Raw genomic sequence first — 14,026 nt, 5'->3', positions numbered from 1 at the left:
GGTCGCCGGCGGCTCACCCGGGAGCGTGCGGTTCCGTCCGGCCGGGTTGGCGGGCGTGGCGGCGGGGAACCCCGGACAACGCCACTCCGGCCTGGGCAGAGAGGACCGAGCACGTATGACGGCGAAGCGTGACGACCGCGGCAAGAGCAGGGACCTCCAGGTCAACCCCATCTTCAGCCGGGAGCCCGTCACGGTGCCCCGGTACGCGATGCCGGACGGAGAGATGGAACCGGACACCGCCTACCAGGTGGTCCACGACGAGCTGATGCTCGACGGCAACGCCCGGCAGAACCTGGCGACGTTCGTCTCCACCTGGGCCGAGCCCCAGGCGCAGCGGCTGATGGCCGAGTGCGCCGACAAGAACATGATCGACAAGGACGAGTATCCGCAGACCGCGGAGCTCGAGAACCGGTGCGTCCACATGCTCGCCCGGCTCTGGCACGCCGCCGACCCGCGCCACACGATGGGCTGCTCGACCACCGGATCGAGCGAGGCGGCGATGCTCGGCGGGCTGGCGCTCAAGCGGCGCTGGCAGCACCGGCGGCGGGCCGAGGGCAAGCCCGCCGACCGGCCCAACCTCGTGATGGGCATCAATGTGCAGATCTGCTGGGAGAAGTTCACCGACTACTTCGAGGTGGAACCGCGCTACGTCCCGATGGAGGGCGACCGCTACCACCTCACGCCGGACGAGGCGGTCGAGCTGTGCGACGAGAACACCATCGGGGTCGTCGCCGTGCTCGGCTCCACGTTCGACGGCAGCTACGAGCCCGTCGCCGGCATCGCCGCCGCCCTGGACGACCTCCAGGCCCGTACCGGCCTCGACGTCCCGATCCACGTGGACGGCGCCTCCGGGGCCATGATCGCGCCCTTCCTCGACCCGGACCTCGTCTGGGACTTCCGGCTGCCCCGGGTCGCCTCCATCAACACCTCCGGCCACAAGTACGGCCTGGTCATGCCCGGCATCGGCTGGGCGCTGTGGCGCGACAAGGACGCCCTCCCCGACGACCTCGTCTTCCACGTGAACTACCTCGGCGGCGACATGCCGACCTTCGCGCTGAACTTCTCCCGGCCCGGCGCCCAGGTCGTCGCCCAGTACTACAACTTCCTGCGCCTCGGCTTCGACGGCTACCGGCGGGTCCAGCAGACCTGCCGTGACGTCGCCACCCGCCTGGCCGCCGAGATCGCCGGGCTGGGCCCGTTCGAGCTGGTCACGGACGGCAGCGAGATCCCCGTCTTCGCCTTCCGGATGCGCGACGGAATCGACGCCTTCAGCGTCTTCGACGTCTCCGCCGCCCTGCGCGAGCGCGGCTGGCTGGTGCCCGCGTACACCTTCCCCAAGAACCGCACCGACCTGGCCGTCCTGCGCGTCGTGGTCCGCAACGGCTTCAGTCACGACCTCGCCGACCTGCTCCTGGAGGACCTGCGCCGCGTCCTGCCCCGGCTGGGGAAGCAGCGCGAGCCGCACCGCGACGCCGACGACGCGGGCGGTTTCGCCCATGGCGCGGAGACCAAGAACCCCCGGCGCCCGGGCCGCCACTGACCCCGCCCCCACCGGACACCCGCCCGGCGCGCACCGCACGGGTACACGACCGGCCGGCTGTCCGGCGACCAAGGAGAAGAAGCATGTGCCGCCTGTTCGGTCTCAGCAGTGCGCCGCGGCGCACCCGCGCGACGTTCTGGCTGCTGGACGCCCCCGACAGCCTCAGCCGGCAGAGCCGTCACGATCCCGACGGCACGGGTCTGGGCTATTTCACGGCGGACGGCGCCCCACGGGTGGACAAGGCGCCGATCGCCGCGTACCAGGACCGCGCCTTCGCCGAGGAGGCCCGCCTGGTGGAGTCGGCCACTTTCGTCGCCCATGTGCGCTACGCCTCCACCGGCGGCCTGGACGCCCGCAACACCCACCCCTTCGAACAGGACGGACGGCTGTTCGCGCACAACGGCGTCATCGAGGGGCTCGACCTGCTCGACGACCACTTGGGCGAGGACCGGTCACTGGTCGGGGGCGACACCGACTCCGAGCGTCTCTTCGCCCTGATCACCCGGGAGACGCGCGAGAACGGCGGCGACGTCGGCGCCGGCATCCGGGACGCCGCCCGGTGGGTCGCCCGGCATCTGCCCGTCTACGCCCTCAACCTCGTCCTCGTCACCCCCGACCGGCTGTGGGCCCTGCGCTATCCCGACACGCACGAGCTGTACGTCCTCAAGCGCCCGGCGGGCGGACAGCACGGGGTGCGCCACCTGGACCACAGCGGCGGTCACGGGCGCATGCGCGTCCACTCCACGGAACTGGCCGGACTCCCGGCCGTGGTGGTCGCCAGCGAGCGCATGGACGACCACCCCGACTGGCGCCTGATGGAGCCGGGCGAACTGCTCCACGTCGGGCCGGACCTCGGCACGGCCCGCCGGGTGGTCCTGACCGAGCCCCCGGCGCACCAGCTCACCTTGGCGGATCTGCGCCCCGACGCCGCCGCCTCGCAGAAGACGGCGTGACCCGGCCCCGCCCGGCCGGCTCCCCGGCCCCACCGCGCTGTCGCCGGCCTCGCGCGGGCCGCGGCGGATGTCCGTCCGTCATCCGGCGTGGTGCTCAGACGCTGCTCGTCGTCGGGTACTCGCCGCGCCGGGCACGCAGTTCCTCGTTGATGCGCCGGGCTTCTTCCAACTGGTCTTCCAGGATGACGATGCGGCAGGCGGCCTCGATGGGAGTGCCCTCGTCGACGAGTTCGCGGGCGCGGGCGGCGACGCGCAGCTGATAGCGGGAGAAGCGGCGGTGACCGCCTTCGGAGCGCAAGGGGGTGATCAGACGGTGGTCGCCGAGGGCGCGGAGGAAGGCCGGGGTGGTGCCGAGCATCTCGGCGGCGCGGCCCATGGTGTAGGCGGGGTAGTCGTCGTCGTCGAGATTGTCGACGGGACGGGAAGCGGCAGGGGGCATAGACCTCTTCTTCCTGGGGACGCGTCGGGGGGCCCGGGTGCCGTGCGGCACCCGGGCCCCGAGCTTTCACCATCATCTACCGGCACACAGTGCCGGCCCTCTTCGTTCCGCTGCGCCGCCGCGAAGGGCGGGGCTGCGGGGATCGCGGATGCTCGACCGTGGACCACCTTCCCATCCGGGGCCTGCGGTACCCGGGCGGACGTCTTCCTCGCCCGGGCGATCCTGATGGCGTTCGGCTCCTTACCTTCGGTTACAGGGTGGTACTGCTGGACAACGCGGGTACTGCTCAGTACTGCTCGCGGCCCGGTCGTGCCGGACCGCTTCCTCCTGGTCCTGCTGGCACGGCGTCCGTGCCGTGTTCTCATCGACTTCCTGAGTACACGAGAAACAGTAGCCCTCTCATGAAGCAATGTCTACTGTGACGGCGATAGTTTTCCTCCGGAGTCCAGGCCATGGCCACGGAAACGCGTTGTGGCTCTCGAGGCGCCGCCATAAGGTCGTCCGCATGTCCCTACGCCTCCGCATGCGCCGAGCACTGCCGGAAGCGCTGCGCGCCCGCGACCAGGCCGCGGTGAGCGCCCTGCGCACCACGCTCGCCGCGCTGGACAACGCCGAGGCGGTGCCCGTGGACGAAGCCGCGCCGCGCGGCCCGGCCCTGGAGCAGTCACCGGCCGGTGTCGGCGTCACCGAGGCGGCGCGGCGCGAGCTGAGCGAACGCGCCGTGGTCGATCTCGTACGGACCGAGGCCACCGAACGGCTGCGCGCCGCGGCACAGTTGACCGCTCCCGCGCACGCCGCCCGGGCCGCCCGGCTCCGCGCGGAAGCCACGGTATTGCTCCGCTTCCTCGACGGGCCGGGCACCGAAGAGACCACGGCATCGGGTGTCGGCACGGAGCCGGGGCCGGTCACCGCCTGATCCCCGGGCGCGGGTGGTGTCAGGCGGACAGCTTCGCGTGCAGGGCGTCGAGGCCCTCGCGGTAGATCCCGGTGAACAGCTCGACGAGTTCCTCCTCGCCGACGCCGTCGGAGGTGAAGCGGCCGGACCACTGCACCTCGGCGGCGTCCTCCCGGCCGGGGATCGCGTGGACCCGGAGGGTGGCGAGGTAGCCCGTGACGGGGAACGGGGCTTCGAGGATGGTGTAACTGTAGTGACGCTCGGCCTCGTTGAAGTCCACGAGACGTTCGACGACGACCCCGCCGTCCGCATTCGTCAGCCGGCGGACCCGGCCGCCTTCGAGCGCGGTGCTCCCGGGGATGGAGGGGAGCCAGTCGGGCAGGGAGCCGAACCCGCCGATGAGGTTCCAGACCCGCTCCGGCGAGGCGGGCAGGACGCGGCTGACCGAGGTCGATGCCATGGTCGTTCTCCTGTTCTGGTTCGAGTGGTCTGGGAGGTGGCCGGGGTCAGGCGCCGTCGGGGAGCGGGGCCGCCGGGCTGACGAGGCCGCTCTCGCGGAGTTCCGTCCAGAAGGCGGCGGGGATGTCCTCGTTCAGGGCGGCGGTGTCCTCGGCGATACGGCTGGGACGCGTGGCGCCGGGAACGACGGCGGCGGCGGCCGGGTGGGCGAGGGAGAACTGAAGGGCGGCGGCCTTGATGCCGACGCCGTGCTTGCCGGCGAGCGCCTTCAGCGCGCCGACGCGCTCGATGATCTCCGGCGGGGCCTGCTGGTACTCGAAGTGGGTGCCGCCGGCGAGGATGCCGGAGCTGTAGGGCCCGCCGACGATCATCTCGGCGTTCCGCTCCTGGGCCATGGGCAGCAGGCGCCCCAGGGCGTGCTCGTGGTCGAGCAGGGTGTAGCGGCCGGCGAGGAGGAAACCGTCGGGCCGGGGCTCGTCCAGGGCGAGCGTCAGCTCGATGGGCTCGGTGCGGTTGACACCGAGGCCCCAGGCCTTGATGACACCCTCCTCGCGCAGACGCGACAGGACGCGGAAGGCGCCGGTGCGGGCCTCCTCGAACTTGGCCAGCCACAGGTCGCCGTGGAAGTCCTGGGCGATGTCGTGGACCCAGACGATGTCGAGGCGGTCGACGCCCAGGCGCTTGAGGCTGCCCTCGATCGAGCGCTCGGTGGCCTCGGCGGTCCACTGGTGGAGCACCTTGTGGGGGTTGCCGTGTTCGAACAGCCCGCCCTTCTCGCCGAAGTCGGGGACATCGGTCTCCGGCTCGTCGAGGATGACGCGGCCGACCTTGCTGGACAGCACGTAGGAGTCGCGGGGCTTGGCCGACAGCACCTTCCCCAGGCGCTCCTCGGCGAGGCCGGCTCCGTAGAAAGGGGCCGTGTCGTAGTAGCGGATGCCCTGGTCCCAGGCCGCTTCCACGGTGGCGAGGGCGTCCTCCTCGGGTATCGCGCGGAACATGTTGCCGAGCGGGGCGGTGCCGAATCCGAGCCGGCCGGGAAGGATTTCCTTGAGGGACATGCGGGTGCCTCTCCATCTAATTGCAGGCGCTGTTTATAAGCTCAGACAATAGTTGCAGACGCGGGGTAATGCAAACGAGCCCGGCACCGGCCGCCTGCCCGCGCCTACCGCTCCGGACACCGAGCGTCCCGTCCTGCCGGTCACCGGCACGCCGTGGGCCCGCCGTCTGCCCGGTCCCCGGACGGGTCTCCCGGGGATGTGGCGCGCGTGTCCTCCCGCCGCGCGGTGTCGTCCTCGGGTCGCCGCGCGGTCTCGTCCTCCGGCCGTCGCGCGGGGGGGCCGGAGAGCCAGGGTCACCAGGGCCACGGCCGCCGTCACGAGGAACGCGGTGCGCACGCCGTAGCGGCCCGCCACCGCTCCCAGGGAGACCGGGCCCGTCAGCGTCCCGAGGCCGAGAGCCAGGACGGTGGCGCTGAAACCGGTCGACGGCTGCCCGGGGAAGACGCGGTAGCTCCACAGCGCGAGCAGCGACGACGCGGCCATGAAGGCCGGGCCGTACAGGACGGCCGACGCGACGACCGCGGCGAGGGCGCCGGGGGCCAGTCCCAGCAGCGCGATCGCGGCGGACAGCGCCAGGAACAGCACCGCCTGGCCGAGCCGCAGTCCGAGGCGCAGGAAGAAGGCGCCGGCGAGCACACTGCCGATCCCGGCCAGCCCCATGAGCGTCCAGAAGAGCGGCGCCACCGGGGAGTTCTTCCCTGCCGCGTCCGAGACGGCCTCCAGGGCGAAGGTCCAGTAGAAGGCGCCGATGACGCCGTAGACGAACGCGGTGAGGTACAGCGGGGCGGCCGCCGGGCGCAGGAACCAGCGCGCCGTGACGGTTTGCCCGCCCTGGTCCGCCTTCCCCTCGTGGCGCCCGGCGGGCAGCACCCGCGCCGCGTACCAGGCCATCGCGAAGGCGACGAGGGCGAACCCGAGCCAGGCGTACCGCCAGTTCGCCCCCCGGGTGACCATGGCCAGCGGTCCGGCCACGGTGACGCCGAAGGCGGTGCCGCTCGGGATCAGGGCCATGACCCGTTCGCGGGTGCGGTCCGGCAGGAGGCGGTCGGCGGTGTCGGAGAACGGCGCCCAGGAGAAGCCGGAGGCCATCCCCGCCACCACGAACCCCACGACGAGGACCCAGGTGCTCCCGGCCAGCGCCACCGTCACCATGCCGATCCCCGCCGTCACCCCGGCCGCGACCACCATGGGACGCGGACCGAGCCGTGAGACGAGCGTCCCCACCAGCAGCAGCGCCACCAGATACCCGGCGTTGGACACGCTGTTGACCAGACCCAGGACCGAGGTCGAGAGTCCGAAACGGTCGCGCAGGTCCGGGAGGAACAGCCCGTATCCGTACCGGGCGAAGCCGTAGGCCACCGCCTGGGCCGCCACCCCGACACCACCGACCTGCCAGGCCGTACGCGACACGGCTGACGTACCCCGTCCGCTCACGCGGTCACTCCCTCGCCTCGTGCCAGTGGGAAACGCCCGGTTATCCAGTCGGCGTCCTCGTACACCGCGGTACGGCCAGGAGGTGTGCCGCGGTGCCGCGTCGACGCGCGGCTGACCGACGGCGCGACGAGGTGACGAGGTGACGGCGTGGCGTTCAGCCCAGGGGGATCACCGTGCGGGGGTCGCTCTTCCGCATCGACTGGCCGTTCGGTGTGGACAGCAGCCGGACCTGGCCGGCGCCGAGCGTCTCGTCGACCGGCGAGGGTTCCCCGAAGTAGCCGCGCAGGACCCAGGTCGCGCCGCGCGGAACGGTGACGGTGTCGGGGTCCCAGCCGTAGATGTCCTCCGTCTCCCCCGAGGCGTCGACGTGCTTCCACATGGCGTAGCGGCTGCACAGGCCGTCGTCCGCCATGTCGCACAGATAGGCGGGCTTGCCGTCCTGGCCGGCGGGAACCGCGGCGTCGGGCACCCCGACCACCAGCCGGGACAGCAGCTCGGCCAGCGAACCGCCGCGGTCCTTCTGCAAGTTGGTGACGTCGATCTCGGCGTACAGGAAGGTCTGTCCGGGCGGCGCCGTCTTCCCGTCCGGCTCCGTGGGGGTGGCGTGCGCACCCGCGCCGGCCACCCGGAAGCGGAACCCGTCCGGGCTCGTCAGCGTGGTGACCGGACGGTGCGCGTCCGGCCGCCGCGGACCGGAGCCTCCGGCCGGGTCACCGGACGTCCCCGACGAGCCCGCACCGCACCCGGCGGCGAGTGCGGACGCGGCCGTCAAGGCCAGCGCGCTCTTCCAGCGGACTCTCACTGATGTCCCTCCCGGACGGACGTGGACGACATGGGACCGCGTGCTCCCGTCATGCTGTCAGCCACGGGACGCGCGCACGGTGGTAATGGGCATGTTGACGTTGGCACGGCGGGTTGACGCTCGTACCGCGTCCGGCGGGCAGCGGGCAGCCGGCGGCGCATCGGGCGAGCCGCCACGGACAGGGGCTCCGCCAAGACCGCCGTCCACTCCCCCGGTGGCAGCGGCCACCGGCACGGGACATATTGGCGGAGGAGTGCGATCCGCCGCGCTCACGCGGTCCGGGATCGAGCCCGGTCCGCCACGCGTTCCCCACCGAAGGGACTGACGATATGCCGGTCTGCACGACGCGAGACGGTGTGGAGATCTTCTACCAGGACTGGGGCCGGGGCAGGCCCGTGGTGTTCATCCACGGGTGGCCGCTCAACGGCGACGCCTGGCAGGACCAGCTCAAGGCGGTCGCGGACGCCGGGTTCCGCGGCATCGCGCACGACCGCCGCGGCCACGGACGCTCCACGCCCGTCTGGGACGGCTACGACTTCGACACCTTCGCCGACGACCTGAACGACCTGCTGACCCACCTGGACCTGCGGGACGTCACGCTGGTCGCGCACTCCATGGGCGGCGGCGAACTCGCCCGTTACGTCGGCCGGCACGGCACCGGGCGGCTGCGCTCGGCGGTGCTGCTGTCCGCGGTCCCGCCGATCATGGCGAAGTCGGAGAGCAATCCCGAGGGTGTGCCGGACGAGGTGTTCGCCTCGATCAAGGACGGCATCCTCACCGAGCGCTCGCAGTTCTGGAAGGACGCCGCGGAGGGCTTCTTCTCCGCGAACCGGCCCGGGAACAAGGTGACGCAGGGCAACAAGGACGCCTTCTGGTACATGGGCATGGCGCAGACCATCGAGGGCGGCGTGCGCTGCGTGGACGCCTTCGGCTACACGGACTTCACCGACGACCTGAAGAAGTTCGACATCCCCACCCTGGTGGTGCACGGCGACGACGACCAGGTCGTGCCCATCGACGCCACCGGCCGCAAGTCCGCCCGGATCATTCCCGACGCCGAACTCAAGGTGTACGAGGGCGGCTCCCACGGCATCGCGTTGGTGCCCGGCGACAAGGAGCGGTTCAACCGGGATCTCCTCGACTTCCTCGCACGCTGACCTGCCTCCGCCGGGCCGGCCCCGAGGTCGCTCCGCTGGGCGTCGAGGTCACACGACCCCCTTCCGCGGGAGCCGTGACGCGCCTATTCTAGGTAGACCTACCTACCTAGTTTGGATGGCGATGAGCGAGACCAGGGTGAGGTCCGGCGGTCCGAGGCGGCGTCCGGCCAGGGCTCGGCTGCTGGAGGCGGCGGCCCGCCGCTTCTACGCCGACGGCGTGGCCGCCACGGGCATCGACACGATCACCGCCGAGGCCGGCGTGGCGAAGATGAGCCTCTACAACAACTTCGCCTCCAAGGCGGAGCTGGTCCGGGCCTACCTCGACGCCCGCCACGAGGAGTGGCTCGGCCTCTACCGGAAGCGGCTGGAGCACGCCGAGGGCCCGCGCGACGGTGTGCTGGCGGTGTTCGACGCCTACGCCGACCACGCGGCGTTCGCCTACGAGCACGGTTTCCGCGGCTGCGGCCTGCTCAACGCCGCCGCGGAACTCCCCGTCGGCGACGAGGGCCGCGCCGTGGTGCGCGCCCACAAGGAGGAGGTCGAGCGGCTGATCGCGGGCCACCTGGAGGAACTGCTGCCCGGCCGTGCCGGCGAGGCGCGCGCTCTGGCCGAGCACCTCGCCTTCCTCCTGGAGGGCGCGATGGCCCGGGCCGGCCTGGAAGGCGACGGCGACCGCCTCCGGCACGCCCGCCGCCTGGCGGCCGGCCTGCTGGACCGGCTGTGAGGCGGCGCGGCGGACACGACCGGTCCGCGCCGACCGGCGCGCTGTGCGTACTGGCCGCCTCGGTGCTGTGGGGCACGACCGGCACCGCCGCCACGTTCGCCCCCGGGGTGGGCCCGTTGGCGATCGGCGCCGCCGCCATGGGCCTGGGCGGTCTCCTCCAGGCCCTCCTCGCCGCCCCGCGGATCGCGCGCGACACCGCCCGCCTGCGCGACCGGCGCGGCACGGTCCTGCTCGGCGCGGTCTCCGTGGCGGTCTATCCCCTGGCCTTCTACAGCTCCATGCGCCTGGCCGGGGTCGCCGTGGGCACCGTGGTCTCGATCGGCACCGCCCCGCTCGCCTCGGCCCTGATCGAACGCGTCGTGGACGGCCGCCGGCTCACCCGCCGCTGGACACTCGCGGCCTCGCTCGGCCTGCTGGGCACCGTCCTGCTGTGCGCCGCCGAAGCCGCCCGCTCCGCCCGCACCCCCCATGGCACCGGGCAGTCCTCGGTGGCCGCCACGCTGGCCGGCGTCGGCCTCGGCCTGGTCGCCGCCGTCACGTACGCCCTCTACTCCTGGGCGGCTCACCGGCTCATCACCCGGCAGCTCCCCTCCCGTACGGCGATGGGCGCCGTCTTCGGGCTCGGCGGACTGCTCCTGCTGCCCGTCCTGCTGGCCACCGGCGCCCCGTTCCTCGACTCCTGGTCGAACGCGGCCGTCGGCGCCTACATGGCGCTGGTCCCCATGTTCGGCGGCTACGTCCTGTTCGGCTGGGGACTCGCCCACGTCCACGCCAGCACGGCCACCACCCTGTCCCTGCTCGAACCCGCCGTCGCGGCCGTCCTCGCCGTCCTGATCGTCGGCGAACGCCTGCCCGTCACGGGCTGGACCGGCATCGTGCTCGTCATCGCCTGTCTGGCGGTCCTGACCGCCCCGGCGCCCCGGCGCCGCCGCCGGCCCGAGGCGGGCACGCCGGGCCCGCGCGAAGCGTCCGGCGCGGCGGCTCCGGGCTCCGCCGACGGCCGGACAGCCGGTGACAGTCGTAGACCGTCTTCCGCGCCCCCCGGACCGTCCGTCCCGGTGCCTCACGACACAGCACCCGCCGTCGACCGCGCGCCGGGGCCGCCACCGGCCGCGGCGTCGTAGCCGCGAATGTCCGAGCCGCGGACGTCCTAGTCGCGGACGTCCTAGTCGCGGACGCGCCCGGCCAGCCAGGGCGTCAGAGCCAAGCCCGGGATCAGTTCCCTGTACGTCTCGTCCGCGGGCAGCGGTACGACGAGCCACTGGCCGAACGGGAACAGCCGGCCCTTGGTGAAGGCGAGTCCGCGGTAGACGGACCGGAGGAACGCGGGGACGGAGTCGCGGGGCACGTCGTGGAACTCCACACCGTCGACGGTGATCTTCGCGTCGTCCTCGGGGAAGAGCCGGACGCTCACCGACGGCGGTCCCGCCAGCTCCACGAACGCCTCGTGCGGCAGCGAGCCGTCGGGATCGAACACCGCGAAGGGCGCGGCCGACGTACGACGCGACGTCCGGTCCGCCCCGATGTCGTCGGTGACCGACATCGACAGCCGGAAGTCCGCCGCGACACCGCGTATCGCGGCGACCGCGGCCTCGGTGGTCGGCAGGTGTGCGTGTCTCATGCTCTCGATCATGCCCGAGCCGATCCGGCTGCGGTGTCTCAGGAGAGCGCGGTCGGTCTGCGCGGCGGCGGTACGGCGCGCAGCAGCTCCCACAAGGGCCGTGCGCCGGACGCCCATACGCCGAGGGTGTGGCGGTCCACCACGTGGAGGCGCTGCTGCCTGGCGAAGGCCACGGCGGGTGCGGTCACCCGTCCGCTGGTCACGATGACCGCGACGTCGGCGCCGTGGACCTGGCGGGCGGTGCCGTTGAGTATCTGGAGGTCCGGCGTGCCCACCGCGGAGCCGGCGAGGCCGTTGCGCCGGTGTTTGCACTGGATCACCCAGCGCCGCCCGTAGGGGTCGGTGGCCTTCACGTCGGCGCCCAGGTCTCCGCCGCCCCCGACGCGGACCGCGTCCGGGCAGCCGTCACGGCGCATCAGGTCCCGCACCGCCTCCTCGAACCGGGAGTGGTGCAGGGCGTCCAGGTGGGACAGACCGTAGCGCAGGCCCTGTGCGCGGACCGCCTCCCACCGGGTTTGTTGCCGTCTCCGGTACAGCAGGCCGCCGCCGGCGAGCCCTCCGATCACGCCGATGACGACCAGGACCCACCAGTGGTCCAGGAGCCAGTCGACGACGGCCACCAGCAGGGCGACGGCCAGGACCCCGGCCACGAGACGGCCGATCAGCCGGTCGTCCGCGCGCTGCCGTCGCCGGCCCGGCCCGCGGGTGCCGCGCCGCACCGGCGCGCGCCGGGTCGCCGGCCGGCGCCTGCGGGTGTGGGGGCGGGTGCGGGGGCTCATCGGCCGGCCTGGGTGACGCCGGCCGCGAGCTGGCGCAGGATGTTCTGGATGCCCTGCCCGAGCGGAGTGGGTGCGATCAGGATGCCCAGTGCCAGGACGATGAGGACGGTCGTCTTCTCGTCGCTGCGACTACGGGACTGCGTTCGCCGCCGCAGCCGGAAGAACACGATGACCGCGAGCAGCACCGCCACATTGATGGTCAGCAACCGTCCGGACCTCCCCCACGACCCGTCATCCACCCCCGGTACGGCGGTGCGCCGCCCCGGATCTTCTTGTGTAGCCGGGCGCCGGTGACGCGGGAGGAGGATTGCCGACGAATGGCATGAAACCGTCGGGTCTGGCCGGATACCGTGCGGTGGGCCACCGAGGACCGGGTTCGGGCTTTCCGGGCTTCCGGGCTTCCGGGCTTCCGGGCTTCCGGGCTTCCGGGCTTCCGGGTGATGTCAGCGGGCCGTCCTAGAGTCCACGCCATGACGACTCTCATGATCGAGGCGGGTCCGGTCGCGCCGGCCGCCCGGGTGACCCGGACCGGCGGAGTGCCCCTGGCACCGGCCGGCACTCCGTGGCCCCGCTGCACCTCGTGCGACGGTCCGATGCAGTTCCTCGCCCAGGTGGTCCTGGCCGACCTCGGGTACGGGACGACAGACCACGCGGTGCTCGCCTTGTTCGCGTGCCAGAACGATCCGGGCATGTGCGACGACTGGGAGCCGGACTCCGGCGGGAACCAGGCCCTGCTCTTCCCGGCGGACGCCCTCCAGCCGCTGCCCCGGCCCGCGGACGGTGCCGACGAGGCACTGCTGCTCGGTTCCGTCCGCGCGGTCGGCCTGGTGCGGGTGGACGCGCCGGACTACGGCCGGGCCCGCGAGGAGTGGGCGGCGGCACACGGCCGGCCCACGACATCCGTGCTCGGCCAGTTGGGCGGCCGCCCCGCCTGGCTACAGGGCGACGAGACCCCGTCCTGCGCCTCGTGCGCCGCTCCCATGCCCCTGATCGTCCAGCTCGAAGAAGGGCCGGACCACGGCACCGCCATGAACTTCGGCGGCAGCGGCAGCGCCTACGCGTTCGCCTGCGCACCGTGCGGCCACGCGAAGTTCCTGTGGCAGTGCTGAGCAACCCGCCGATGTGCCGCGCCCAGGGAGCACGTCCTGCCCGGCGAGGAGGGATGGCGGCTGTTCCGTACCCTGGCTGCATGCGGATACGCCCCACTCTGAGCTGGACCCCCGCCGAGGACCTGCCGCCGGGCACCACGGACCTGGGGCCGGTCGTCGAGGCGCTGGGCACCGGCGGTGTGCTGGTGCTCAGCGGCGCGGGCATCTCCACCGAGTCGGGCATCCCCGACTACCGGGGCGAGGGCGGGAGCCTGAGCCGGCACACCCCGATGACCTACCAGGAGTTCGCCGCCGATGCCCGGGCCCGGCGCCGGTACTGGGCGCGCAGCCATCTCGGCTGGCGCACGTTCGGTCGTGCCAGGCCCAACGCAGGGCACCGGGCCGTGGCCGCGTTCGGGCGGCACGGCCTGCTCTCCGGTGTGATCACCCAGAACGTCGACGGGCTGCACCAGGCCGCCGGCAGCCAGGACGTCGTGGAACTCCACGGGGGCCTGGACCGGGTGGTCTGCCTGTCCTGCGGCGACCGCAGCCCGCGCGCGGAACTGGCCCGGCGGCTGGAGGAAGCCAACCCGGGCTTCGAGCCGGTGGCCGCCGGCATCAACCCGGACGGCGACGCCGATCTCACCGACGCACAGGTCGGGGACTTCCGCGTGGTGCCCTGCGCGCGCTGCGGCGGCATCCTCAAGCCGGACGTGGTGTTCTTCGGCGAGAACGTACCGTTGCTACGAGTCGAGCACTGCCGCGCACTGGTCCGGGAGGCTGCCTCGCTCCTGGTCCTGGGCTCCTCGCTGACCGTGATGTCCGGGCTCCGCTTCGTCCGCGAGGCGGCCCGGGCCGGCAAACCGGTCCTGATCGTCAACCGGGACCCGACGCGCGGTGACCGGCACGCCGTCACCCGCGTCGCGCTCCCCCTGGGGCCGTCCCTGACCACCGTGGCCGCCCGGCTAAGTCTCCACGTCGCCGAGGACGCCTGAGAGTTACGGCAGCGACCGGGGCCCGGCCGAGACGTTCGCTGCCGGGGCACTCGGGTGACATGCCGCGACGCTCCCCGGGAGC

16 protein-coding genes are annotated in these 14,026 nt (G+C 72.8%); 8 read left to right on the top strand and 8 right to left on the bottom strand.

Features of this window, described 5'->3' with window-relative positions; genetic code table 11:
- Positions 1-115 precede the first annotated feature (115 nt).
- A complete protein-coding gene (locus ACZ4SV_RS14510; RefSeq protein WP_468004354.1) occupies positions 116-1,540 on the top strand; it encodes a glutamate decarboxylase in 1,425 nt (474 codons plus the stop codon).
- Positions 1,541-1,623: 83 nt separating this feature from the next.
- Positions 1,624-2,493, top strand: coding sequence for a class II glutamine amidotransferase (locus ACZ4SV_RS14505; protein WP_365883554.1), 870 nt, complete (start codon positions 1,624-1,626; stop codon positions 2,491-2,493).
- A gap of 94 nt (positions 2,494-2,587) precedes the next feature.
- On the opposite strand, the gene ACZ4SV_RS14500 is transcribed toward ACZ4SV_RS14505, so the two are convergent.
- On the bottom strand, positions 2,588-2,932 hold the full coding sequence (locus ACZ4SV_RS14500) for a helix-turn-helix domain-containing protein (RefSeq protein ID WP_468004351.1): 345 nt from the start codon (positions 2,930-2,932) through the stop codon (positions 2,588-2,590).
- A gap of 547 nt (positions 2,933-3,479) precedes the next feature.
- Here ACZ4SV_RS14500 and ACZ4SV_RS14495 point away from each other — a divergent pair.
- Entirely contained in the window at positions 3,480-3,848 is a 369-nt protein-coding gene (locus tag ACZ4SV_RS14495; protein ID WP_468004788.1) for a hypothetical protein, read from the top strand.
- A gap of 19 nt (positions 3,849-3,867) precedes the next feature.
- Here ACZ4SV_RS14495 and ACZ4SV_RS14490 read toward each other — a convergent pair whose 3' ends face one another.
- From ACZ4SV_RS14490 to ACZ4SV_RS14475, 4 genes are all read right to left on the bottom strand, one after another.
- Positions 3,868-4,287, bottom strand: coding sequence for an SRPBCC family protein (locus tag ACZ4SV_RS14490; RefSeq protein WP_468004349.1), 420 nt, complete (start codon positions 4,285-4,287; stop codon positions 3,868-3,870).
- 46 nt (positions 4,288-4,333) lie between these two features.
- Positions 4,334-5,344, bottom strand: coding sequence for an aldo/keto reductase (locus ACZ4SV_RS14485; protein ID WP_468004347.1), 1,011 nt, complete (start codon positions 5,342-5,344; stop codon positions 4,334-4,336).
- Between the two features lie 33 nt (positions 5,345-5,377).
- Positions 5,378-6,754, bottom strand: a complete 1,377-nt coding sequence (locus tag ACZ4SV_RS14480; protein ID WP_468004345.1) for an MFS transporter — start codon at positions 6,752-6,754, stop codon at positions 5,378-5,380.
- Positions 6,755-6,932: 178 nt separating this feature from the next.
- A complete protein-coding gene (locus ACZ4SV_RS14475) occupies positions 6,933-7,580 on the bottom strand; it encodes a hypothetical protein (protein WP_468004343.1) in 648 nt (215 codons plus the stop codon).
- 329 nt (positions 7,581-7,909) lie between these two features.
- Here ACZ4SV_RS14475 and ACZ4SV_RS14470 point away from each other — a divergent pair, with 329 nt between their 5' ends.
- From ACZ4SV_RS14470 to ACZ4SV_RS14460, 3 genes are all read left to right on the top strand, one after another.
- Entirely contained in the window at positions 7,910-8,737 is an 828-nt protein-coding gene (locus ACZ4SV_RS14470) for an alpha/beta fold hydrolase (RefSeq protein WP_468004341.1), read from the top strand.
- A 121-nt stretch (positions 8,738-8,858) separates the two neighbouring features.
- Positions 8,859-9,461 (top strand): TetR/AcrR family transcriptional regulator, encoded by a 603-nt coding sequence (locus ACZ4SV_RS14465; protein WP_468004339.1) that lies wholly within the window; start codon positions 8,859-8,861, stop codon positions 9,459-9,461.
- Entirely contained in the window at positions 9,458-10,585 is a 1,128-nt protein-coding gene (locus ACZ4SV_RS14460; RefSeq protein WP_468004337.1) for a DMT family transporter, read from the top strand. The genes ACZ4SV_RS14465 and ACZ4SV_RS14460 overlap by 4 nt, the downstream gene beginning before the upstream one ends.
- Positions 10,586-10,626: 41 nt before the next feature.
- Here ACZ4SV_RS14460 and ACZ4SV_RS14455 read toward each other — a convergent pair whose 3' ends face one another.
- From ACZ4SV_RS14455 to ACZ4SV_RS14445, 3 genes are read right to left on the bottom strand one after another with little or no spacing between them, the layout of a single operon-like run.
- Positions 10,627-11,082 (bottom strand): hypothetical protein, encoded by a 456-nt coding sequence (locus ACZ4SV_RS14455; protein ID WP_468004335.1) that lies wholly within the window; start codon positions 11,080-11,082, stop codon positions 10,627-10,629.
- 38 nt (positions 11,083-11,120) lie between these two features.
- Entirely contained in the window at positions 11,121-11,861 is a 741-nt protein-coding gene (locus tag ACZ4SV_RS14450; RefSeq protein WP_468004333.1) for a restriction endonuclease, read from the bottom strand.
- Positions 11,858-12,067 (bottom strand): hypothetical protein, encoded by a 210-nt coding sequence (locus ACZ4SV_RS14445; RefSeq protein WP_397935798.1) that lies wholly within the window; start codon positions 12,065-12,067, stop codon positions 11,858-11,860. The genes ACZ4SV_RS14450 and ACZ4SV_RS14445 overlap by 4 nt, the downstream gene beginning before the upstream one ends.
- A 264-nt stretch (positions 12,068-12,331) precedes the next feature.
- On the opposite strand from ACZ4SV_RS14445, the gene ACZ4SV_RS14440 reads away from it, so the two are divergent.
- Together ACZ4SV_RS14440 and ACZ4SV_RS14435 are read left to right on the top strand one after the other, a co-directional pair.
- A complete protein-coding gene (locus ACZ4SV_RS14440; protein ID WP_468004330.1) occupies positions 12,332-12,970 on the top strand; it encodes a DUF1963 domain-containing protein in 639 nt (212 codons plus the stop codon).
- Positions 12,971-13,050: 80 nt separating this feature from the next.
- On the top strand, positions 13,051-13,944 hold the full coding sequence (locus tag ACZ4SV_RS14435) for an NAD-dependent protein deacetylase (RefSeq protein WP_468004328.1): 894 nt from the start codon (positions 13,051-13,053) through the stop codon (positions 13,942-13,944).
- Positions 13,945-14,026: the final 82 nt, after the last annotated feature.

This window comes from Streptomyces sp. NPDC027672, assembly GCF_055566335.1.
The sequence above is the reverse complement of the archived record's forward strand: the minus strand, read 5'-3'. Positions and strand labels throughout refer to the sequence as shown.